At 66.2% G+C, this 21,520-nt stretch carries 21 protein-coding genes; 9 read left to right on the top strand and 12 right to left on the bottom strand.

Going from position 1 to position 21,520, the window contains the following annotated elements:
* Positions 1 to 2: 2 nt before the first annotated feature.
* The 5 genes from CG716_RS05670 to CG716_RS05650 form a co-directional block, all read right to left on the bottom strand.
* Positions 3 to 1,211, bottom strand: coding sequence for an amidohydrolase family protein (locus tag CG716_RS05670; protein ID WP_094477270.1), 1,209 nt, complete (start codon positions 1,209 to 1,211; stop codon positions 3 to 5).
* Between the two features lie 18 nt (positions 1,212 to 1,229).
* A complete protein-coding gene (locus CG716_RS05665) occupies positions 1,230 to 2,072 on the bottom strand; it encodes an enoyl-CoA hydratase (protein WP_094477268.1) in 843 nt (280 codons plus the stop codon).
* 78 nt (positions 2,073 to 2,150) lie between these two features.
* Positions 2,151 to 3,158 carry a dihydrodipicolinate synthase family protein gene (locus CG716_RS05660; protein ID WP_094477266.1) on the bottom strand — a complete coding sequence of 336 codons (1,008 nt, stop codon included), beginning with the start codon at positions 3,156 to 3,158 and terminating at the stop codon, positions 2,151 to 2,153.
* A gap of 44 nt (positions 3,159 to 3,202) precedes the next feature.
* Positions 3,203 to 4,000, bottom strand: coding sequence for an SDR family NAD(P)-dependent oxidoreductase (locus CG716_RS05655; protein WP_094477264.1), 798 nt, complete (start codon positions 3,998 to 4,000; stop codon positions 3,203 to 3,205).
* Between the two features lie 12 nt (positions 4,001 to 4,012).
* Positions 4,013 to 4,774 (bottom strand): crotonase/enoyl-CoA hydratase family protein, encoded by a 762-nt coding sequence (locus CG716_RS05650; protein ID WP_094477262.1) that lies wholly within the window; start codon positions 4,772 to 4,774, stop codon positions 4,013 to 4,015.
* A gap of 181 nt (positions 4,775 to 4,955) precedes the next feature.
* On the opposite strand from CG716_RS05650, the gene CG716_RS05645 reads away from it, so the two are divergent.
* Positions 4,956 to 5,693, top strand: a complete 738-nt coding sequence (locus CG716_RS05645; protein ID WP_094477260.1) for a TetR/AcrR family transcriptional regulator — start codon at positions 4,956 to 4,958, stop codon at positions 5,691 to 5,693.
* Here the strand turns inward: CG716_RS05645 and CG716_RS05640 are convergent.
* The 3 genes from CG716_RS05640 to CG716_RS05630 form a co-directional block, all read right to left on the bottom strand.
* Complete coding sequence (locus CG716_RS05640) at positions 5,690 to 6,865, bottom strand: thiolase family protein (RefSeq protein WP_094477258.1); 1,176 nt, start codon at positions 6,863 to 6,865, stop codon at positions 5,690 to 5,692. The two genes, CG716_RS05645 and CG716_RS05640, sit on opposite strands and share 4 nt — an antisense overlap.
* Before the next feature lie 89 nt (positions 6,866 to 6,954).
* Positions 6,955 to 7,854 (bottom strand): enoyl-CoA hydratase/isomerase family protein, encoded by a 900-nt coding sequence (locus tag CG716_RS05635; RefSeq protein ID WP_094477255.1) that lies wholly within the window; start codon positions 7,852 to 7,854, stop codon positions 6,955 to 6,957.
* Between the two features lie 10 nt (positions 7,855 to 7,864).
* Positions 7,865 to 8,638: a FadR/GntR family transcriptional regulator gene (locus CG716_RS05630; RefSeq protein ID WP_094477253.1), complete on the bottom strand. Its 774-nt coding sequence runs from the start codon at positions 8,636 to 8,638 to the stop codon at positions 7,865 to 7,867.
* Between the two features lie 81 nt (positions 8,639 to 8,719).
* On the opposite strand from CG716_RS05630, the gene CG716_RS05625 reads away from it, so the two are divergent.
* From CG716_RS05625 to CG716_RS05595, 8 genes are read left to right on the top strand one after another with little or no spacing between them, the layout of a single operon-like run.
* Positions 8,720 to 9,532: an enoyl-CoA hydratase/isomerase family protein gene (locus tag CG716_RS05625; RefSeq protein ID WP_094477251.1), complete on the top strand. Its 813-nt coding sequence runs from the start codon at positions 8,720 to 8,722 to the stop codon at positions 9,530 to 9,532.
* 20 nt (positions 9,533 to 9,552) lie between these two features.
* Complete coding sequence (locus CG716_RS05620; protein ID WP_094477249.1) at positions 9,553 to 10,365, top strand: enoyl-CoA hydratase/isomerase family protein; 813 nt, start codon at positions 9,553 to 9,555, stop codon at positions 10,363 to 10,365.
* The gene (locus CG716_RS05615) at positions 10,356 to 11,153 is read left to right on the top strand and encodes an enoyl-CoA hydratase/isomerase family protein (protein WP_207760593.1); all 798 of its coding nucleotides are present in this window, start codon (positions 10,356 to 10,358) and stop codon (positions 11,151 to 11,153) included. The genes CG716_RS05620 and CG716_RS05615 overlap by 10 nt, the downstream gene beginning before the upstream one ends.
* The gene (locus CG716_RS30690; protein WP_234817720.1) at positions 11,154 to 12,605 is read left to right on the top strand and encodes a class I adenylate-forming enzyme family protein; all 1,452 of its coding nucleotides are present in this window, start codon (positions 11,154 to 11,156) and stop codon (positions 12,603 to 12,605) included.
* The gene (locus tag CG716_RS05610) at positions 12,602 to 14,107 is read left to right on the top strand and encodes a class I adenylate-forming enzyme family protein (RefSeq protein WP_234817719.1); all 1,506 of its coding nucleotides are present in this window, start codon (positions 12,602 to 12,604) and stop codon (positions 14,105 to 14,107) included. The genes CG716_RS30690 and CG716_RS05610 overlap by 4 nt, the downstream gene beginning before the upstream one ends.
* Positions 14,100 to 15,575, top strand: a complete 1,476-nt coding sequence (locus CG716_RS05605; protein WP_094477245.1) for a class I adenylate-forming enzyme family protein — start codon at positions 14,100 to 14,102, stop codon at positions 15,573 to 15,575. Before CG716_RS05610 ends, CG716_RS05605 begins: the two co-directional genes overlap by 8 nt.
* Positions 15,575 to 17,026 carry a flavin-containing monooxygenase gene (locus CG716_RS05600; RefSeq protein WP_094477243.1) on the top strand — a complete coding sequence of 484 codons (1,452 nt, stop codon included), beginning with the start codon at positions 15,575 to 15,577 and terminating at the stop codon, positions 17,024 to 17,026. The genes CG716_RS05605 and CG716_RS05600 overlap by 1 nt, the downstream gene beginning before the upstream one ends.
* Positions 17,027 to 17,077: 51 nt before the next feature.
* Entirely contained in the window at positions 17,078 to 17,689 is a 612-nt protein-coding gene (locus CG716_RS05595) for a maleylpyruvate isomerase N-terminal domain-containing protein (RefSeq protein WP_094477241.1), read from the top strand.
* Here CG716_RS05595 and CG716_RS05590 read toward each other — a convergent pair.
* From CG716_RS05590 to fabG, 4 genes are read right to left on the bottom strand one after another with little or no spacing between them, the layout of a single operon-like run.
* Entirely contained in the window at positions 17,659 to 18,357 is a 699-nt protein-coding gene (locus CG716_RS05590) for a GntR family transcriptional regulator (RefSeq protein WP_094477239.1), read from the bottom strand. The genes CG716_RS05595 and CG716_RS05590 overlap by 31 nt on opposite strands.
* A gap of 1 nt (position 18,358) precedes the next feature.
* Positions 18,359 to 19,552, bottom strand: a complete 1,194-nt coding sequence (locus CG716_RS05585; RefSeq protein ID WP_094477237.1) for an acyl-CoA dehydrogenase family protein — start codon at positions 19,550 to 19,552, stop codon at positions 18,359 to 18,361.
* Position 19,553: 1 nt separating this feature from the next.
* The gene (locus CG716_RS05580; protein WP_094477235.1) at positions 19,554 to 20,771 is read right to left on the bottom strand and encodes an acetyl-CoA C-acetyltransferase; all 1,218 of its coding nucleotides are present in this window, start codon (positions 20,769 to 20,771) and stop codon (positions 19,554 to 19,556) included.
* On the bottom strand, positions 20,768 to 21,508 hold the full coding sequence (gene fabG / locus CG716_RS05575) for a 3-oxoacyl-ACP reductase FabG (protein ID WP_094477387.1): 741 nt from the start codon (positions 21,506 to 21,508) through the stop codon (positions 20,768 to 20,770). The genes CG716_RS05580 and fabG overlap by 4 nt, the downstream gene beginning before the upstream one ends.
* Positions 21,509 to 21,520: the final 12 nt, after the last annotated feature.

Raw genomic sequence — 21,520 nt, 5'->3', positions numbered from 1 at the left:
GCTCAGGCCGCCGAGGTGACCGAGACGCCCAGCAGATTCAAAGCGTTGTCCCGCATCACCTTTCGGGTGTCCTCGGCGCTGAATTCGGGGAACTGCGGGATGTCCGCGGTGAACGACATCGGATCGGCCAGCCCTTCGCCGTGCGGCCAGTCCGAGCCGAACAGGATCTTGTCAACACCGATGGTGTCAGCCAGCAGCTTCACGTCGTCCTCGTAGTACGGGGCGATCCAGACGTTGTTTTTGAGCTGCTGGACCGGGTCTTCCTTGAAGTGGTACGGCGCAGTGTTGGCGGCCTTCTTCAGCCGCTTGATCAAGCGGTAGACGAAGTAGGAACCGTTCTCGATGCTGGCCACCTTCAGCTTGGGGTGGCGGGTGAAAACCTGGTGCACGATCATCGATGCCATCGAGTCGTGGATGGCACGGTCGTCGAGCAGGACGCTGTCGAGCGGGTCCCGTTTCCCGAATCCTTCGAAGGTTCCCGTGCCGCCCCACAGCGCCGAAATAGCAAGGTAGCCACTGTCGGACAGGTGGAAGACCACCGGAACGCCGGCTTCGGCCAGCCGGGCCCACACCGGGTCGTGCAACGGGTCACCCAGCGAGCGCGGCTTGACCCGGCCCGGCACCGGTGCCGGCCGCACACACACGATCTTGGCGCCCCGGCCCAGCACGAACTCGACCTCGGCCAGCGCGGCGTCGGGATCGGCCAGCGAGATGATCGGCGCCGAGAGGAACCGGTGGTCAGGCCGATCGAAGCCCCAGTCCTCGTCGAGCCACAAATTGAAGGCGTGCACCGAGGCCATGGTCGCTTCGATGTCGTGTTTGAGGGCCTCCTCGACACCGCACGCGAATGTCGGCAGCATGAACGCGGTTTCGAGATTCTGCTTGTCGAGGATCTTCGCGCGGGCGTCGCGGTTCTGGTACTCGGGGTGGTCGCTCAACCGGTCAACCTTCATCAGCGACCCCGGATCGACGCCTTCGGGGATCTCGCCACGGAACAACAGATCCAGACAGCCCGGCTCGATGATCGGGTCGAAGGTCGGGTTCGGGATGAACTGATTGATGACGCCGCCCATGACGGCGAAGGTGCGCTTACCCTCGGTGAGCATCTGTACGCCACGGCGTTTGAACTCTTTGGGCAGATGCCGGGTGAACGAGTCGGTCGGTTCGTAGTAGTGGTTGTCGACGTCAATCGCGCGATAGTCCAAAGTCATCGGTGTCGTCCTCTCAGATCACGTCAGGGGAGGGAAGTTCGGCGTCCGCTTCTCGAAGAACGCGGTGATGCCCTCGATGAAGTCGGGGCGTTGCATGGATTCGTGCATGAGTGTCTCGGCGCGCTGGCTGGCGTCCGACGCCTCGCGCAGCGCGTCGCCATAGACCTGCCGCTTGATCACGGCCAGTGAGCTCGGCGCGCAGTTGGCCGCGATGTCTTCGGCGTATTCGACTGCGCGGCCCAGTAGTTCGTCGGGGGCCACGACTTCCTTGACCATCCCGAGCTCGAGGGCTTCCTCGGCGAAGAAAACCCGGCCGCTCATCAGCAGGTCGAGCGCGGCACCCCAGCCGACCACCTTCGGCAGGATCCACGAGATGCCGTATTCGGCGATCAGCCCGCGGCGCACGAACGAGGTGGTGAACTTGGCTCCCGCCGCGGCGAATCGGACGTCGCACATCAGCGCCTGCGTCAGCCCGATACCGGCGCACGCGCCATTGATCGCGGCGATCACGGGCTTGCTCACCGTGGTGACGAACAACGGATGCCGCTCCCCCACCATCTTGCTGACGTCGGCCTCGCCGTCGGTGGCGACGCTGGCCGAGCCGATCGACGAGAGATCGCCCATATCGGCGCCGGCGCAGAACGCCCGCCCCCGCCCGGTCACCACGATCGCGCGGACGTCCGGGTCGGCCTCGGCCGCATCCATGCCCGCGTAGAAGCCGGCGGCCAGGCCGCCGCCCCACCCGTTCATCCGTTCGGGCCGGTTGAACGTCAGGATCGCCACCCCGCTGTCGCGCACCTCGTACAGAACGGGCTGGGCGGCAGTGGAATTCGCGGCGACGTCGGCTTGGGTGTCGGTCACCTACGCGTACCTCCCAGAATAGTCCGCCAGCGTGCGGATATGTCCATACTGTACACCTATCGGTATCCTCTTCCGCAATCAGCTGCCGAGCAGGCCCAGCCGCTGGTAGGCCTTCTCGATCTGGGCCTTTCCAGCCTCGGGTAATTCCGTCTGAGGCGGGCGCGAATGCGGATAGTCGCCGATCGGAAGTCCGAGCAGCGAGGCGGCGTACTTGAAGGCGCTGCCCCAGTGGGTGAAGTAGTCCGGCCGGCCCGGATAGCAGGTGAACCATGAGCCCATGTCGATACCGAACTGGTCCAGTCCAGACTTCTGCGCGTAGTCCATCGCCTCGAGGAGTTTGTCCGCCCAGACCAGCGCCCAGTACTCGGAGATGATCGGCCGCCCAGGGGTCTCGTGCAGATAGCCCGCGGTGCCCAGTTGGGCGGGGCCGACGATCCCCGCCCGCAACCAGCCCGCGCGGTAGACCGTGAGATCGCACTCCCAGATCGTCAGGCCCGGGGCCAGCTCGTGCAGCATCCGGCTGCTCGCAGGGCGGAATGCGCCTTCCTTCGTCGCGCACACCGCGGGAATCTCGGCGTAGATACGCGCGCCCTCCGTGGGTGTCAGCACATAGCCCGACGACGGGGAGTTGAACATGCCCAGCGCGATATCGGTTCTGTCGGCGATGTACCGGAAGAAGCGCAGCACCCCTTCCCCGCCGTGCGCCTCCATCATCGGGGTCTGGATGTAGACGATGTCGGCGCCCGCCTGCTGTGCATGCCGGGTGAGCTCGAGACAGTCCTTGGCTGCCGTGGCCGCGGTGCAGGCTTGGATCACCACATCGGGGTTGGCTCTTCGGCCTTCCTCGATTGCAATCTCCAGCAAGTGCTTTCGCTCGGCAATCGTCAGCGACCAGAATTCGGCGATACCGCTCGTGCACCACAGCATCGGGTGTTCGAGCTCGCCGACGCAGTACCGCACCAGCGTCCGGTAGGCGTCCCAGTCGATATCGTCACCGTCGGTTCCGGAGAACGGTGTGTAGAGGCTGTTGCCGATTCCGTACAATCCGGTTCGCGCCCACTCCCGGGCCTCGCGTGCTGTGGCCATCGCTAGTCCTGCTTTCAAGCTCGGTTTCAGACTCGGTCTCAGACTCAGGTGAAATCGCTACCGCCGTCGACGTTGATATTGGCTCCGGTCATGTACGAGTTGCGCTTCGACGCCAGGAACGCGACGACCGGACCGATCTCCTCGGGCAGCCCGGCGCGCGGAAGATGCGCCGGGTGACCGAAATGCTCGTCGATCGCAGCCATCAACGCGTAGGGGTCGGATCCGTCGACGCCAACGGTTTCGGCCCAGCCGGTCAGCGCTTCGGAGGCGATGCTGCCCGGTGAGACCACGTTCACCAGGATCTCGTCGGGGGCCAGGAACAGCGACAGGTTCTTGGAGACGCTGGTGACCATGGCCTTGGCGGCGGTGTAGGCCGACAGCCGCGCGCTCTGTCGTTGCGTGGACTGTGCGGAGAAGTTGACGATGCGCGCCCACTCGGCACGCCGCAACAGGGGCAGCGCCGCGCGCACGCAGCGCACCATGCCCATCGCGCCCTCGTCGATGGCGGTGCGCCACTGCTCGTCGGTCAGCACGTCGAAAGTGCCTTGCACACTTGGCCCGACGGCGTTGATGAGGATGTTGAGCTCGCCACCCCACCGGTCACCGATCTGGCCGAAAACCCGCCGAACCTGCGCTTCGTCCCCGGTGTCGGCGACCAGCCCGAGCACATCTGGGCTGCCGCGTCCCGCCAGTTCCTCGGCGGCCGCATCGAGCACCGCCGCCGTGCGGCCCACCAGAATGATCCGGGCGCCGTCGTCGGCCAGACATCGTGCGGCGGCCATTCCCATTCCTCGACCACCGCCGACCACGACGGCGGTAGCGTCACCGAGCCCGAGATCCACGGCCGGCTTTTCTTACGTGCCGGTCCACTTCGGCGCGCGCTTCTCAGCGAACGCGACCGCGCCTTCACGGGAATCGTTGGAGGTAAAGACCGGAATGATGAGTTCGAGCTGCTTCTTCCACATTTCGGCCTGGCTCCAATCGGCGGACTGAATCAGCACGTCCTTGGTCGCCGCGACCGCGAGAGGGCCGTTGGCGCTGATCTTCTCGGCCAGCTCGATCGCTCCGGCCAGCGCCTCGCCGGGTTCGGTGAGGACGTTGACGAAACCCCATGCCTCGCCCTGCTCGGCGGTGAAGGACTCACCGGTCAAGGCGAGCTCGAACGCCTTCTGATATGGGATGCGCTGGGGCAGCCGCAGCAAGCCGCCGCCCGCGGCCACCAGGCCACGCTTGACCTCAGGGATGCCGAACTTGGCGGTCTTGGACGCGACCACCAGATCGGTGCCGAGCACCACCTCGGTTCCGCCGGCAAGAGCGTAGCCCTCGACCGCGGCGATCAGCGGCTTGCGCGGCGGACGCTCGGTGAAGCCGATACCGCGGCCGGGAATGGCGACCACCTCACCCGCCGCGAAAGCCTTTAGATCCATGCCGGAGCAGAAATTTCCCCCCGCGCCGGTGACCACGCCGACAGTCAGATCGGGGTCGTTGTCGAGCTCGTCGACAGCGTCGGCAAGTCCTTGGCTCACAGCAAGATTCACCGCATTGCGGGCCTCGGGGCGATTGATCGTGATGACCAGAATCCGGCCTTGGCGTTCACGCAGCACTGCGTCCGACACCCGTGCTCCTCCGTGGTTGATTCGCTGGTATCGGTAAAACCTACTATAGGCTTTACAGTAACGAGTAGAGACTTGAGGATCCGAAGCGGGAGACGCAGTTCACCCCCGAACTGCCGGTAGATTGCGCACTGCCAGATTCTCCAATGCGAGGCCTGATTGTCGAACGGAAGGTGGACCTGCAGTGGCCAAGCCAGCGACCGCCACCAAGCGCCCTCGGCGCGAGCGTGGGTCGATCAACCCTGACGACATCATCGCGGGTGCCTTCGAACTCGCCGAGCAGGTGTCCATCGACAACCTGAGCATGCCGCTCCTGGGTAAGCACCTCGGCGTCGGCGTCACGAGCATCTACTGGTACTTCCGCAAGAAGGACGACCTGCTCAACGCGATGACCGACCGCGCTCTGAGCCAGTACGTGTTCGCCACGCCGTACGTCGAAGCCGATGACTGGCGCGAGACGCTGGCCAATCACGCGCGGGCGATGCGGAAGACCTTCATGAGCAGCCCGATCCTGTGCGACCTGATCCTGATCCGTTCGGCGCTCAGCCCACGGGCCGTGCGCGCCGGTGAACACGAGGTGGAGAAGGCGATCACCAGCCTCGTCGAGGCGGGGCTTTCTACCGAGGACGCGTTCGACACCTACTCCGCGGTTTCCGTTCATGTGCGGGGTTCGGTTGTGCTGCACCGGCTCTACGAGAAAAACCAAGCCGCCGGCGAGGACGCGCACGCGCTCGAGGACGCCATCATCGGCAACGCCGAGAGCACTCCGCTGCTCGCCCGGGTCAGTGCCGAGGGACACCGGATCGGTGCCGCCGACGAGCGGAATTTCGAGTTCGGCCTGGAATGCATCCTCGACCACGCCAGTGCGCTGATCGACGAGGGCAAGAAGCCCGCGACCGCCAAGGCCCGCCGCAGGGGCTAGACCTCGATGACGACCGCGCCGCCCTGACCGCCGCCGGCGCACATCGCCGCGACACCGATGCCGCCGCCGCGGCGGCGCAGCTCGTAGATCAGGGTGGTGATCATCCGGGCACCCGACGCCGCGATCGGGTGGCCCAGGCTGCATCCGCTGCCGGAGAAGTTCACCAGCTCCTCGTCGATGCCGTACTCCTTGCAGGCCGCGATCGGCACCGAGGCGAACGCCTCGTTGATCTCCCACAGCGTCACGTCCGACGGCGCGAGGCCGGCCCGGCCGAGCACCTTGCCGATCGCCGCGACCGCGCCGAGGCCGGTGTCGCGCGCGGGCACGCCCGCGGCTCCCCACGCCTTCACGGTGGCCATGACGTCGAGCCCGTTGGACACCGCGTAGTCGCGTTCCGTCAGGGCGACAGCGGCCGCAGCGTCGTTGGTGCCACTGCTGTTACCAGCGGTGATCGAGAAGCCCTCGATCTCGGGATGCAGCACCTTGAGGCCGGCGAGCTTCTCGACCGTGGTGTCGCGACGCGGGTGCTCGTCGACGGCGAACTCGGTGACCGAGCCGTCGAACTGCTGCACCTTCAGCGGGATGATCTCGTCGGCGAACTTGCCTGCATCCTGCGCGGCGACAGCGCGCTGGTGGGAACGCGCGGCCCACACGTCGAGCTCCTCGCGGGTGATCCCGTAGGACTGCGCGGTGTTCCAGCCGACCGTGATCGACATGTCGCGGGCAGGTGCGTCAGGGGTCTCGACGTGGATCGGCGGCAGCCAGCGCTCTTCGAACTTCAGCTCCGGCCCGGGGATGCGCTGGTTCATCAGCGGCGTCATCGACAGCGACTGCACACCGCCGGCGACAAGCACCCTCTCCATGCCGGAACCGATCTGTGCCGACGCGTTGCCAATGGCCGTCAGGCTGCCTGCGCAATGCCGGTTGACCGCCTGGCCGGGTGCGTTCTCGAAGCCCGCGACGAGGGCGGCGTAGCGAGCGAGATCGCCGCCGCCGTAGTGCGACTCGGCGATGATGACGTCGTCAATGGCGGCCGGGTCGATGCCGCCGCGGCGGACCACCTCGGGAAGCACGGCGCCGAGTAGTACCTCGGGCGGGGTGTTGACCAGCGTTCCCTTGAAGGAGCGACCGATCGCGGTCCGGACGGCTCCGACGATGACTGGTTCGGGCATGACGACCTCACTTCGACGTTGAGACGTTGCGCTGAGCACAACTTTACAAAAATAACAGAATGTGTTGCGGTGACGGTAAGTGGTCCGCGTCACTCCGGCTCGGGCACAGCGAAATGCTCGTCACGCAGCCGGAACGCTTCCTTGGTCCCGACCTGCGCCCTGGTCTTGACGAAGTTGAACTCCCCCGGCGAGAACTGCAGGTTGGTGCCGTACGCATGGAACAGGTAACTGGCCACCTCTTCACCCTGGTAGGCCTGGCTCTGCTCGACGAGCCGGAAGGCCTCCTTGGCGATGACGACGCCGTCGGCCGGCATCTTGGCTGCCTTCTGCGCCCAATACCGGGCCCGCGCCGTCACCGATCCGGCGTCGCACGTCTCGGTGAATACGCCGAGGTGCTCCACCTCGCCGGCTTTGATGATGTCGCCGGTGAGCAGTAGCCGGCGGGCCAGCACCGGACCGAGCCGGTGGAAGAACATGTGCAGGCTGCCCAGGGCGGGCCCGAGAAACCTGGTCGCCGGCATCCCGATCTTGGTATCTCTGGCGATGACGGAGATATCGGTCATCAGCGCCATCTCGAAGCCACCGCCGAGCGCGTAGCCGCTGATCTCGCCGACCGTCACCTTCGGGAAGCCCATCAGATTGTGATAGAAGCCGAATGACTTGCGGTCCACCGTGAGTCGGCGACGCTGGCTGGGGCGGCGCTGCGTTGCGGAGGATTTGGCTCCACCACTGCGCTCTTCGCGCGAGCGCTCATCGCCGTACCAGCCGTAGGCGTTGTTCATATCGGCGCCGGTGGAGAACACCCCTTCGGCGCCGCGCAACAGCACGACGGTGATGTCGTCGTCTTCGGCGACGACATCGAGATGCCGCCCGAGCGCGTCCCGCATGCTCGCGTCGTAGGAGTTGCGCTGGGCGGGGTTGTTCAATGTGATTGTCGCGATCCGCTTTTCGCGGTCAACCTCGTATAGCACACGATCGTCGTCGGTCATGTTTGCTTCCTCATCTGGGGTCTGCATTCGAAATGAGCTTGGCCTCGATGGTTCTGTCCCGGCCGAACGCCAGCGTGTTGCGCCGGGCGGCGGCGAGGTGGTCCTGAGCCAGCCGCACCGCACGGTCGGCATTGCCGTCACGGATGGCGCCGAGCATCTTGTGGTGGTCACGCAGCGCCGCCCGCATGGTGGTGTGCCGCATCGGGTCCTGCTCGTCGCTCCACACCGACGACTCGTGTGCCGACCAGATCAGCTCCAGCGAGCCGATCAAGAGGATCATCGGCTCGTTCCCGCACCGTGACACCAGCGCCTCGTGGAAACGCCGCGCGTTCGGAACGTACTGCGAGGTGTCAGCGAATTGCTTTTCCTGCCGGTCGATTTCGGCCTGCAGGTACGGCACCACCGCGGTCAGGCGGTCCTCGCGTGCGGCGCACATGCCGGCGCAGATCGGCTCCAGGTGCATCAGCGCCCCACTGACGTCGGCCGGGGTAGAGGACCGGGATTGCAGCACCATGCTGATCATGTGCGCGGTGCGATCGGCGGACGGCAGGTGTACCACCGCGCCGCCCATGTTGCCGCGGCGCACCGAGACCAGACCGTCGACCTCGAGGATGTGGATCGCCTCGCGCAACGCCGGCGGGCTGACGCCGAACTCGGTGAACAGGCTCTCCTGAGACGGCAAGACATCACCTTCACGCAACCGGCCGGACAGGATGTCGTCGCGCAACCGGGCCGCCACGATCTCGGCGACCCGCGGCGACCGAATCCGGGGAGCAGCAGTCACTGTCCATCCTATCCTTGCTATCTTGTACAAGATAGCACTACTGTATGGCTATCCGTAAAGTCGTGAAGGGCGGATTATTCGGTGGGTGACAAGGCCCAATCGGCTGATGGTGTCGTGACGACATCACGGGATGGCGCCGTACTACATATCGTGCTGGACCGAACCAGCCGGCGTAATGCGCTCAGCCACAGCATGATCGACACCCTCGTCGACACGCTGACCGCCGCCGCGAGCGACGACAGCCTGCGGGCGGTCCATCTGAGCGGAGCCGGATCGGACTTCTGTGCGGGCGTCGATTGGGTCGGCTCCAGCAGCAGCGGTCAGCGACCCCGCACCGGCGATCTGGTCCGCCGCATCCCGCACACCGCACACCGCGTGGTCGAACTGGTACACACCCTGCATCTGCCGGTGGTGTGCACCGTGCGCGGGTGGGCTGCCGGCATGGGATGCAACCTGGCACTGGCCGCCGACTTCACCGTCGCCGCGCCCGATGCGGTGTTCTGGGAGCCGTTCCTGGACCGCGGCTTCAGCCCGGATTCCGGGTCCACGTGGCTGCTGCCCCGACTGGTCGGGATGGCCCGTGCCAAGGAGATGCTGCTACTCGGCGAGAAAGTGAACGGCACCGCGGCGGCGCAGTGGGGTCTCATCCACCGCAGTGTCGACGACGCCGATCTCGACAGCACGTCAGCGGCCCTGCTGGACCGGCTGGCATCCGGCCCCACGGTGGCTATCGGCCTAGCCAAGCAGGCGATCAACTACGGTCAGCACGCCACTCTCAACCAAGCCATGACGCAGGAACTGTTCAACCTCGAACTGGCCTGTCGGACGTCGGATTTCAAAGAGGGCCTGGCAGCCTTCCGGGAACGGCGCAAGCCCGACTTCACCGGGCGATGAGACGAAAAGAGAAGCTCACGATGCCAGCAATTGCGTACGACACCATCGGCTACGAGGTCGACGGCCACACGGCCACGATCACGTTGAACCGCCCGGAAGCGCTCAACGCGCTCAGTCCGCATATGGTCACCGAATTGCGTGCGGCCTATGACGAGGCGGAGAACGACGGCAACGTCTGGCTGCTGATCGTCACCGGCACCGGGCGGGCGTTCTGCACCGGAGCCGACGTCAAAGAGATCCCCGAAGACGGCAAGGTGATCAACGAACGGCCTTTCCTATCCACCTACGAACAATGGGAGGCACCGCAGGAGGGCACTCCCCCGTTCCGGCGGATGGCCAAGCCGGTGATCGCAGCGATCAACGGAATCTGTTGTGGGGCAGGCCTGGACTGGGTGACCACCGGCGATATCGTGATCGCCTCCGAAAAGGCGACGTTCTTCGACCCGCACGTATCGATCGGTCTGGTCGCGGGCCGGGAGATGGTCCGGCTGGCTCGTGTGCTGCCACGCACGGTGGCGCTGCGGATGGCGATCATGGGTAAGCACGAACGGATGGACGCCCAACGTGCCTACGACCTGGGGCTTATCACCGAGATCGTCGAACACGACCGCCTTCTCGAACGAGCCCGGGAGATCGCCGACACCGTGAATCGCAACGCGCCATTGGCGGTTCGCGGCACCCGGCTGGCGATTCTCAAGGGCCGCGAGATCCCCATGCACGAGGCGGAGATGCTGGCCGAGGCGTTCCGGGAGCGCAACCTGCACACCGCCGACTCGCTGGAAGGACCGAAGGCCTTCGTCGAGAAGCGTTCTCCGGAATGGCAATGCCGATGACCGCCGCGTTCGAGACCATCCTGCTCGACTTCGACCGGACTGACCACGTCGCCACCATCACGTTGAACCGCCCCGACAAGCTCAACTCCTTCAACCGCACGATGTGTGAGGAGATGGCGGCCGCGTGGCGAATCGTGAAGAACGACAACGCCATCAACGCGGTGGTGCTGCGTGCCGCCGGGGACCGCGCCTTCAGCGCCGGGCTGGACATCAAGACTCCCTACGGCCAGCCGCAGAACGTGTGGAACCACGAGGATCCGGGCGAACTGCTCAGCCCGAAATGGCAGAAGATGTGGAAGCCTGTTATTTGCGCTGTCCACGGAATGTGCACCGCGGGCGCGTTCTACTTCATCAACGAGGCCGACGTGGTGATCTGCTCGGACGAGGCGACGTTCTTCGACTCCCATGTCAGCGCAGGCCTGGTCTGTGCACTGGAACCGATCGGACTGATGCGCAAGGTCGGCTTGGGCGAGTCGTTGCGAATCGCGTTGATGGGCAATGACGAACGAGTCAGCGCCGATACCGCACTGCGTATCGGTCTGGTGTCCGAGGTCGTTGCACCCGACGATCTGTGGAGCCGGGCGCACGACATCGCGGCGACGATCGCCGCCAAGCCGCCGGCAGCCACCCAGGGCACGGTCAAGGCGATCTGGGAATCGCTGGACAAGCCGTATCGCGCGGCGATGGAGCAGAACCTGATCTACACCCGGCTGGGTAATCCCCTGGGACAGGCCGAGCTGGCCGCACAGGAACAGACCGGAATCCGGACCGTCCCAAGGGTGCGGTAGGTGTCTGAGCACCCGCTGAGCCGGCGGATCGGCCAGGTCGTTGGACTGGACCCCGACGCCAACGCCATCGAGTACGACGGGCATTGGCGTACCTGGCGCCAGCTCGCCGGGCTGACCCGGCAGATCGCGGCCGCGGTGCAGCCGGGCGCACAGGTCGGAATCCTGTTGCGCAATACGCCCGCACACGTGGCGTCGGTGCTGGCAGTGTTATCGGCCGGCGGATGCGTGGTGGTGGTCAACCCGTCGCGGGGCGACGAGCGCATCCGGGCCGACCTCGCCGAACTCACATTGCCGGTCATCGTCGGAACCGCCGACGACATCACCCTGCTGGCACAGCCGGCCGATACCACCACCGTGGTGACCATCGGCGATGTCGACAGCGCTGCGCAGATTCGCCCCGGGGCGGCCAGCAACCCAGGCCCGGCATCCGTGGCCGTGCGAATGCTGACCAGTGGGACTACCGGGCCCCCCAAACGGGTCGACCTCACCTACGACATGCTTGCGGTGTCGGTCATCGGCACCGACTTCACCACCGCCGCAGCGCCATCAGCAGTGTCAACCAGCGCCACGATCGTCAATGCGCCGCTGGTGCATATCGGCGGCGTGTACCGGGTGCTGCAATGCGTTTGCGAGGCAAGGCCGTTCGTACTACTGCCCCGCTTCGAGCTGGCGTCATGGGCGCAGGCGGTGCGCCAGCACCGTCCCAAAGCGGTGTCGCTGGTGCCCGCAGCGCTGCGGATGGTATTGCATTCCGATCTCGGTCCCGACGACCTGGCCGGAGTGCGGGCCGTCACCTCGGGAACGGCTCCGCTGTCGGCCGAGGATGCCGACGCGTTCACCGACAAGTTCGGCATCCCCGTCCTGACGTCCTACGCAGCAACGGAATTCGGAGGCGGTGTGGCCGGTTGGACGCTGGCCGACCACCGGACATACTGGAAATCCAAGCGGGGCAGCGTCGGCCGGGCCAGCCTGGGCGCCCAGCTGCGGGTGGTGTCGGAGGACGGTACCCCCATGGAGCCCGGCGAGGCCGGCCTGCTGGAGGTCAAGCCAGGTCAGCTCGGGACTGGCGCCCCGTGGGTACGTACCACCGACCTGGCGCGCATCGACGCCGATGGATTCCTCTGGATCCTGGGGCGGGCCGACCAGGCCATCATCCGCGGCGGCTTCAAAGTGCTGCCCGACGACGTGCGGGCGGCGTTGGAGAGTCACCCCGCGGTGCTGGGTGCCGCGGTGGTGGGCCGGCCCGACGAACGACTGGGCGACACCCCCGTTGCGATGGTCGAGTTGCGCAGCACCGGCCCGGTCAGCACCGCCGACCTCACCGAGTATCTGCGAACCCGGCTGGCGCCCTACGAGATTCCGTCGGAGATCGCGGTCGTCGAAGTCATTCCCCGGACACCGTCGGGGAAGGCCGATCTGACCGCGGTCCGGGCACACTTCACCGGGCCGTGAGCACCGACACCGTCGGGCGGTTGCTGCAAGAGCAGGCTGGCGCGCGTGGCGACCATCCGTTGCTGGTGTGCGACGCTGAGCGGCTCACCTACGGCGACGCCGAGCTGCGGTCGGCCGAGTTGGCACGGAGTCTGATCGCACTGGGGGCCGGCAAGGGCACGCACATCGGGCTGCTGTACCCCAACGGCGCCGGTTTCGTCGTCGCAATGCTGGCCGCGGCCCGCATCGGTGCAGTCGTGGTGCCGTTCTCCACCTTCTCGACAGAACCCGAGCTTCGCCACCAACTCGTCCATAGCGACACCGAGATCCTGCTGGCCACACCCTCCTTCCGTGGCCACGACTACCGGGCACGCCTGACCGCGATGTCGGCACCGTGGCTGCGCCACATCGTGTTCGAGACCCGCATCGGGGATCCTGCGCCTGCCGAGTTGGATTCCCCTGACGGCGACGTCGACGGCTGCGACTTGTTGGCGATCGTCTACACATCGGGTTCAACCGGACCGGCGAAGGGTGTGGTGCATACCCACGAGGCGCTGCTGGGTCATCAGCGCAACCTCAACGAGATTCGCGGCCTCACCGAGCAGGACAGGTTGTTCTGCAACTCGCCGTTCTTCTGGATCGGCGGTCTGGCGTTCGGCCTGCTGGCGACGATGGTCGCGGGCTCGACGCTGGTGTGCTCCAACGCCACCGACCCCGGGGCGGTCCTCGACCTGCTCGAGGAGCTGCGGCCGACGGTGACAAACGGATTCGCCGCCGGCATCGCGCATCTGGCGCGCCATGACAGCTTCGCGGGCCGGGATCTGTCATCGATGCGGCGCGGCAACCTCTACCCGATCATGGCGCCCGACGTTCGCCCACGCGATCCCGAACTGCGCCACAACATGCTGGGCATTACAGAGGCCGGCAGCGTCGTGTTGCTCAGCGGCGACGACACCGATCAGCCCGAGCAGCGGCGCGGATCGTTCGGCACACCCGCGCCCGGATTCGATACGCGCGTCGTCGATCCCGACACCGGGACCCCGGTCGGCGTCGGGGAGGTCGGTGAGTTGTGCATCCGGGGCCGCTACCTCATGCAGCACTATTACAAACGCAGCCGTGAGGACTGCTTCGACGCCGACGGCTGGTTCCACACCGGCGACCTTTTCCGAACCGATGCCGACGGTTTCTTCTACTTCGTCGGCCGGCACGGCTCCATGATCAAGACCGCGGGCGCCAATGTCTTTCCGGGCGAGGTGGAGAAGGCGATCACCAAAGCCACGGGTGGTCTGGTCGCCCACGTGCTGCCCCTGCCCGACCCCGGGCGCGGACAGGTCGTCGCCGCCGTGGTTATCGTCCCGGCCGGCGGGGTGTTCGACGAATCGGCCCTGCGGGCCAAGCTCAAGGCCGAGCTGTCGTCGTACAAGATCCCGAAGCGCTTCGCCACTCTGTCACCCGATGCGCTGCCGCTGACCTCCAGCGGCAAGCTCGACCTGCCCCGGCTCGCGGCGGTCTTCGATGACTGACACCGTTGACGGGCTGGTCCGGGCGCAGGCTGCCCGGTTCCGTGACAAGCCCTTCGTCGTCGACCCGATGACGAGCATGAGCTACACCGAACTCGACACCGTGACAGGCACTCTCGCCACCGCGCTGGTCAATGCCGGGATCGGCAAGGGCAGCCGGATCGGGCTGATCATGCCCAACAATGTCCGATGGGTGCAGCTGGCCCTGGCCATCACACGCGTCGGCGCGGTCCTGGTTCCGCTGAGCACGCTGCTGACCACCCGCGAGCTTATCGCCCAGCTGCAGACCGCCGCCGTGCAATACCTGATCGCTGTGGAAGACTTTCGCGGCCACCGATATCTCGATGACCTGCCGGCGCTGCCTGCATTACGTCAGGTCTGGCGCTCCGACGAGCTGCGTTCGGGCACTGGTGTTTCCGGCTTCGGCGAACTCACCGAGACAGTGGTGCCCGCCGATCCGATGGTCGTCATGTTCACCTCTGGCAGCAGCGGAGCCCCGAAAGGGGTGATCCACTCGCACGGAAGTGCGCTCGGTGCGGTGCGATCCGGATTGACCGCCCGCTGCATCGACGCGGACAGCCGGCTCTACTTACCGATGCCGTTCTTCTGGGTCGGCGGCTTCGGCGGCGGAATCCTGTCGGCACTGCTCGCCGGCGCGACCCTGGTAACCGAGGAGATCCCCGAACCCGAAGCCACCCTGCGGCTATTGGAGCGGGAGAAAGTCACCCTCTTCCGCGGCTGGCCCGATCAGGCCGAAGCACTGGGCCGCCGGGCCGCCGACGTGGGAGCCGACCTGTCCGCGCTGCACCCAGGCAGCCTTGACGCGCTGCTGCCCGCCGAGCACCGCCGGGCCCCCGGCGTGCGGGCGAAACTGTTCGGCATGACGGAGTCCTTCGGACCGTACTGCGGCTTCCGAGCCGACACCGACATGCCGCGCTCGGCGTGGGGTAGTTGCGGAAAGCCGTTCGACGGCATGGAGGTTCGCATCGTAGACGTCGACACCGGCGACGCACTGCCCGCGGGAACCATCGGCATGATCCAGATCCGCGGGCCGCACACGTTGCGCGGCATGTGCCGGCGCAGCCGCGAGGAGTTGTTCACTCCCGACGGCTTCTACCCGACCGGCGACCTCGGCCACGTCGACGACGACGGGTTCCTGTTCTACCACGGCAGATCCGACGACATGTTCAAGGTCAGCGGCGCCACCGTCTACCCCAGCGAGGTGGAGGCCGCACTGCGGGAGATCGACGGTGTGCGGGCCGCGTTCGTGACCGACGTGGCCGGCCGGGTCGGTGCGGCGGTGGTCTGCGAGGGCGCCACCACCGACGATCTGCGGGCCGCGGCCCGCGCGACGTTGAGCTCGTTCAAAGTGCCGACGGTGTGGCTGCTTCTCGACTCAGACGACGACGTTCCCCGCGGCGCCACCGGCAAAGTCGATGTGCACCGACTGCGCAAACTTTTGGAGGCCTGATGAAAAATGTCCGAATCGCGATCGTCGGCGCGGGCTTCTCGGGTATCGCCGCCGCGCTGAAGCTACGCGCCGCGGGCCATCGCGACATCGTCGTCTACGAAAGGGCGGCCGATGTCGGCGGTACCTGGCTGGCCAACACATACCCCGGTGTCGCCTGCGACGCACCGTCACACGTCTACAGCTACTCCTTCAGTCAAGATGTCGACTGGTCGCGCCGATTCGCCCCGGGCCCCGAGATACAGGCATATCTGCGGCGATGCGTGAACGATGGCGGCATCGCCGAGCTGATCCACACCGGCATCGAGGTCCGCAGTGCCACCTGGTCGTGCGGTGAGTGGTCCATCGAATTGTCCGACGGACGCACAACGTACGCTGACGTCTTCGTCTGCGCCGTAGGCCAACTCAGTGAACCAGCCGTGCCGCAGCTCGCCGGCCTCCCGACATTCCGCGGGGCCAGCTTCCACACCGCCCGGTGGCGGCACGACATCGACTTGGCCGGCAAACACGTGGCCGTCGTCGGGACAGGGGCCAGTGCGATCCAGGTGATCCCGGAGATCGCGCTCACAGCGGAGCATCTGACCGTCCACCAGCGGTCCGCACCTTATGTGCTGAAGAAACCCGACGGGCCGTATTCCCCACGGCTGCATCGGCTCTACCGCCTGATGCCACTTCTGCGCGCAATCGCCCGACAGTCGATCTGGCTCTACCTCGAGCTGATCACACTCGCCTACGACCGCTGGCCGTCGGCGTTGAAGGCGCTCGAGCTCTATCACGCGCGGATCCTTCAGCATGAGGTCGCCGACCCGGACTTGCGCCAGCGGTTGCGACCGCAATTCGGCATCGGCTGCAAACGCATCCTGATCTCCAACGACTACTACGCAGCGCTGAGTCGGCCGAACGTCACGCTCGTCACCGATCCGATCGAGGCGGTGGAGACGACCGGTATAAGAACGGCTGCCGCATGTCATCCCGTCGATGTCATCGTCTTCGCGACCGGATTCCGCACTACTCCGTTCATATCCACCGTAACGATCCGCGGCCGGTCCGGGACCACCCTGGCCGACAGCTGGGCAGAGCGGGCGGGCGCATACCTGGGCCTGTCGGTCCCCGACTTCCCGAACATGTTCCTGATGTACGGACCAAACACCAATCTCGGTTCGGGATCGATCATCCACATGCTCGAATCCCAGGTGGCCCACATCGTGGACGCGGCCGACCACTTGCGGCGCCACCCCGGCGACATCATCGAGATCAGCGAGTCCGCCTTCCAACGATTCCTGCGCGATCTCGAACATCGGCAGCGCACCTCAGTCTGGGTCGGTTGCCGCACGTGGTATCACGACCGGTCGGGTCGCGACACCCACAACTGGCCGTGGTTGACGAGCACCTACCGGCGGCGCACCCGCCGGATCGCCGCCGCGGACTATGGGCTCGACCGCCCTCGCCCGTAGGTCAGAGGCGCCGAGCTTTACCGCAAACAGCCCCTGAGGTGGAATGGCATCATGACGACCCTCGACGAGCGCATCGACCTCTACCGGCGGGCCGGTGACCACGCCGTGTCGGTGATCGCAGCCGTGCCCGACAACCGGTGGGACAGCCCCGCACTCGGGCCGTGGACGGTCCGCACGCTCGTCGGCCACATCGGCAGGTCATTCACCACTGTCATCGAATACTCGGCACGGCGCGCAGATCGAGTGGATGTCGCCGACGCCGCACAGTACTACCTCGCGATCGCGGAAGCGCTTGCTGATCCCGACCCGATCAATGCCCGCGCGGTGCAGGCCGGACTCGCACTGGGCGATCGCCCCCTGGATGCCATCCGTGAACTACAGGACCGCGCCACCGCCACGCTGGCCAGCGAGAATCGGATCATCCCGACCATCGCCGGCGGAATGTGGGTGTCGGACTACCTGCCCACCCGGATTTTCGAGCTCGGGGTGCACAGCATCGATCTGGCCCGTGCCATCGGGGTGCCCGACGCATTGCCACCAGAGGTCGCCGACAGCGTGCTGGCCCTTTCCGTCGAGGTGGCAAGGCGCCGCGGTGCCGCCCAGGCGTTGCTGGTGGCGCTCACCGGGCGCGGTCAGCTGCCCGAGGGCTTTTCGATCGTCTGAAAGCGCTGTGCCACACCCTGTTTCACGAGGTGTTCGATCAGCGGCGCGGCGCCGGCCGCCAGGTGCTGCGACATCGCGGCGCGGGCGCGCTCCTCGTCGTGCGCCTTGAGTGCGGCCAGGATCCGCTTGTGGTCCGCCACCGACTTGTCCGGCCAGCCCTCGATGGTAGGAAACACCGATTCCGGTGCGTAGCGGGTGATCTGGGACATCAGCTGCGCCAGCTTCGGTGAGTCCGCCGCGACGTTGATGGCACGGTGGAAATCGTGGTTGAGGCGCACCGCGCGGGCGTCGTCGGCAGCGTAGGCGGCGACCAGCTCGTCGTGGATCGCCGACAACTCCCGCAGTTGATCGTCGGTGATATTCAGCGCCGCCCGCGCGGCCAGTTCACCGCCCACATATGCCTGCAGGTTCGAGACGTCGGTGATGTCTCGGTCGGTGAACGGCAACACGACGAAGCCGCGCCGCGGCAGCTGGTCCAGCAGGCCCTCACCGCGCAGCTCGAACAGCGCTTCTCGGACCGGTGTGACGCTGATACCCAACTCCGCGGCCAGCTGGTCCAGGCGGATGTACTCACCGGCGGGGTAGGTGCCGTTGAAGATCCGGGTCCGGACGAAGCGGGCGACATCCTCGGCCAGCTGCGGGCGTGGCACGAAATCGGGCGCGCTCATGTCAGATCCGATAGTCGGCCAGCAGCCGCCTGCTGATGATGTTCTTCTGGATCTCGCTGGTACCCTCGCCGATCAACAGGAACGGCGCGTCCCGCATCAGCCGTTCGATCTCGTACTCCTTGGAGTACCCGTAGCCACCGTGGATACGGAAGCTCTGCGCAGTGACCTCCGCGCAGAACTCACTGGCCAGGTATTTCGCCATCCCCGCGGCGACATCGTTACGCTCGCCGGAATCCTTGAGCCGCGCCGCGTTGACCATCATCAGATGTGCGGCTTCGACTTTGGTGGCCATCTCGGCCAGCTGGAAGGCGATGGCCTGATGTTCGGCGATCGGCTTGCCGAAGGTACTGCGCTGCTGGGCGTATCGGACAGCGAGCTCGAAGGCACGGATGCCGACCCCGCAGGCGCGGGCCGAGACGTTGACCCGACCCACTTCGACGCCGTCCATCATCTGGAAGAAACCCTGGCCCGGCTTGGCACCCAACACGTCGTCGGCGCTGGCGACATACCCATCGAAGATCAGCTCGGTGGTGTCGATGCCCTTGTACCCGAGCTTGTCGATCTTGCCGGGGATCGTCAGCCCTGGCGCGACTTCACCGAAGCCCGAAGGCTTTTCGATGAGGAAGGCGGTCAGGTTGCGATGCGGCTTGTCGGCGCCTTCGTCGGTGCGCACCAGGGCGGCGACCAGCGTCGAACTGCCGCCGTTGGTCAGCCACATCTTCTGACCGTCGATGGTGTACGTGCCGTCGGCGTTGTTTTTGGCCTTGGTGCGGATCGCGGCGACGTCGGAACCGAGCTCGGGCTCCGACATCGAGAACGCTCCCCTGACCTCGCCGGTGGCCATCCGCGGCAGGAAGCGCTGCTTCTGCTCGTCGGTGCCGTGCTGACGGATCATGTAGGCAACGATGAAATGGGTGTTGATCACCCCGGAGATGCTCATCCAGCCGCGGGCCAGCTCCTCGACGCACAGCGCGTAGGTGAGCAGCGACTCGCCGAGGCCGCCGTACTCCTCGGGAACCATCAATCCGAAGAGCCCCATCTCCTTCATCTGGTCGACGATGGCCTGCGGATAAGTGTCGGAATGTTCGAGTTCCTGGGCGTTGGGAATTATCTCCTTGTCGACGAATTGCCGCACAGTGGAGACGATTTCGGTCTGGACCTCGGTCAGCCCGAGCGTCTGGGCAAGTCTAGCCATATTACGAAGCAACCCTTTCGAAGACCGCGGCCAGGCCTTGGCCGCCGCCGATGCACATCGTCTCGAGCCCATAGCGAGCCTGCCGCCGGTGCAACTCGCGGGCCAGCGTGGCCAGCATCCGTCCGCCGGTGGCTCCCACCGGATGGCCCAGGGAGATGCCCGAACCGTGCACGTTGGTGCGCTGATGGTCGGCGTCGGTGAAGTTCCAGGCCCGCATGACAGCCAACGCCTGGGCAGCGAAAGCCTCGTTGAGCTCGATGAGGTCGATATCGGCCAATGTCAGTCCGGCCTTGGCAAGCGCGACCTCGGTGGCGGGCACCGGCCCGATCCCCATCACCTCGGGCCCGACTCCCGCCGAACCCCAGGACACCAGCCGCACCAGGGGGGTGAGACCGAGTTCGGTGGCCCGCTCCGGGGTGGTCACGATGCACATCGACGCGGCGTCGTTCTGCCCGCTGGAGTTGCCAGCGGTGACCGTGGCTTCTGGATCCTCCTTGACCAGAACAGGTTTGAGCCTACTCAGCGAATCGACGGTGGTATCGGCCCTGGGGTGCTCGTCGGTGTCGATCACGTCTTGACCGCGACGGCTGCTGACGGTGACGGGGATGATCTCTTTGGCGAGGATGCCGTCCTTCTGCGCGGCGACGGCCCGCTGATGAGAGGCCACTGCGAGCTCGTCCTGCTCCTGGCGGGAGATGCCGTACTGGCGGCGCAGGTTCTCGGCGGTTTCCAGCATGCCGCCGGGCACCGGGTAGTGCTTGCCGCCTGCGGTGGTGCGCCCGCGGGCCAGCCCGTCGTGCACCCGCACCCCGCCGCGGCTGCCCCCCCAGCGCATATCGGTCGAGTAGAACGCCACATTGCTCATGCTCTCGGCACCGCCGGCGACCACGAGATCGTTGTCACCCGAAGCGACTTGGAGGCAGGCCTGGATGACTGCCTGCAAACCTGACCCGCAGCGCCGGTCGACCTGCATGCCGGGCACCGTCACGGGAAGTCCCGCGTCGAGGGCGACGACTCGGCCGATCGCCGGCGCCTCGCTGTTGGGATAGCAGTGCCCGAGGATCACGTCCTCGACGGCCTCCGGTGCGACCCCGGTGCGCGCCAGCAGACCTTTGAGCGCAGCCACGCCGAGGTCGACGGCGGTCAGAGAGGCGAACATGCCGCCGTAGCGCCCGATCGGTGTGCGAACCGGTTCGCAGATGACCGCAGTGCGCGTCACAGGTGCCGTCCGCCGGTGACCTCCAGGACCGTTCCCGTCATGTAGGACGACAGGTCGGAGGCCAGGAACAGTGCGACCTTGGCGACCTCGGACGGTTCGCCGGCCCGGCCCATCGGCACCTCAGCCACCTTCGAGTCCCAAATGCGTTGCGGCATGGCCTCGGTCATTGCCGAGCGAATCAGGCCCGGCTGGATGGCGTTGACCCGCACACCCAGGTGGGCGAGTTCCTTCGAGGCGGCCTTGGTCATGCCGACGATGCCGGCTTTGGCGGCCGAGTAGTTGGTCTGCCCGATCATGCCGACCTTGCCGGAGATCGAGGACATGTTCACGATCGCGCCGCGCTTCTGCTCACGCATCACCGTCGAGGCCTTCTTCAAGCCGTTCCAGGTGCCCTTCAGGTGCACCGAGATGACCTGGTCGAACTCGTCCTCGGTCATCTTGCGCAGGGTCGCATCCCGGGTGATCCCGGCGTTGTTCACCATGATGTCGAAGCTGCCGAACTGCTCGATCGCGGCGTCGACCAGTGCGTCGACATCGGCGTAGGCGGTGACATTGCACGTGACGGCGCGGGCGACGTCGGCGCCGCCGAGCTTGTTGACCGCCTCCTGGGTCGCGTCGAGATTGAGGTCACCGAGCACCACGCGGGCACCTTCGGCGATGAACTGCTCGGCGATGGCAAAGCCCAGGCCCTGCGCTCCACCGGTGATGACCGCGGTCTGGCCGGCCAGCAATGACATCTGATCTCCCTG

Origin of the sequence: Mycolicibacterium sphagni, assembly GCF_002250655.1 — a bacterium.
GTDB lineage: Bacteria > Actinomycetota > Actinomycetes > Mycobacteriales > Mycobacteriaceae > Mycobacterium > Mycobacterium sphagni.
Note: the sequence above shows the minus strand (reverse complement) of the source record. Positions and strands in the feature narration are given on the sequence as shown.

What these genes read in the sequence shown, in the direction of transcription:
- CG716_RS05670 (WP_094477270.1), bottom strand. Translation starts at nt 1,211, where the DNA reads ATGACTTTGGACTATCGCGCGATTGACGTCGACAACCACTACTACGAA.
- CG716_RS05660 (WP_094477266.1), bottom strand. Translation starts at nt 3,158, where the DNA reads ATGGCCACAGCACGCGAGGCCCGGGAGTGGGCGCGAACCGGATTGTAC.
- CG716_RS05640 (WP_094477258.1), bottom strand. Translation starts at nt 6,865, where the DNA reads ATGCCCGAACCAGTCATCGTCGGAGCCGTCCGGACCGCGATCGGTCGC.
- CG716_RS05635 (WP_094477255.1), bottom strand. Translation starts at nt 7,854, where the DNA reads ATGACCGACGACGATCGTGTGCTATACGAGGTTGACCGCGAAAAGCGG.
- CG716_RS05620 (WP_094477249.1), top strand. Translation starts at nt 9,553, where the DNA reads ATGCCAGCAATTGCGTACGACACCATCGGCTACGAGGTCGACGGCCAC.
- CG716_RS05615 (WP_207760593.1), top strand. Translation starts at nt 10,356, where the DNA reads ATGCCGATGACCGCCGCGTTCGAGACCATCCTGCTCGACTTCGACCGG.
- CG716_RS05605 (WP_094477245.1), top strand. Translation starts at nt 14,100, where the DNA reads ATGACTGACACCGTTGACGGGCTGGTCCGGGCGCAGGCTGCCCGGTTC.
- CG716_RS05600 (WP_094477243.1), top strand. Translation starts at nt 15,575, where the DNA reads ATGAAAAATGTCCGAATCGCGATCGTCGGCGCGGGCTTCTCGGGTATC.
- CG716_RS05595 (WP_094477241.1), top strand. Translation starts at nt 17,078, where the DNA reads ATGACGACCCTCGACGAGCGCATCGACCTCTACCGGCGGGCCGGTGAC.
- CG716_RS05590 (WP_094477239.1), bottom strand. Translation starts at nt 18,357, where the DNA reads ATGAGCGCGCCCGATTTCGTGCCACGCCCGCAGCTGGCCGAGGATGTC.
- CG716_RS05585 (WP_094477237.1), bottom strand. Translation starts at nt 19,552, where the DNA reads ATGGCTAGACTTGCCCAGACGCTCGGGCTGACCGAGGTCCAGACCGAA.
- fabG (WP_094477387.1), bottom strand. Translation starts at nt 21,508, where the DNA reads ATGTCATTGCTGGCCGGCCAGACCGCGGTCATCACCGGTGGAGCGCAG.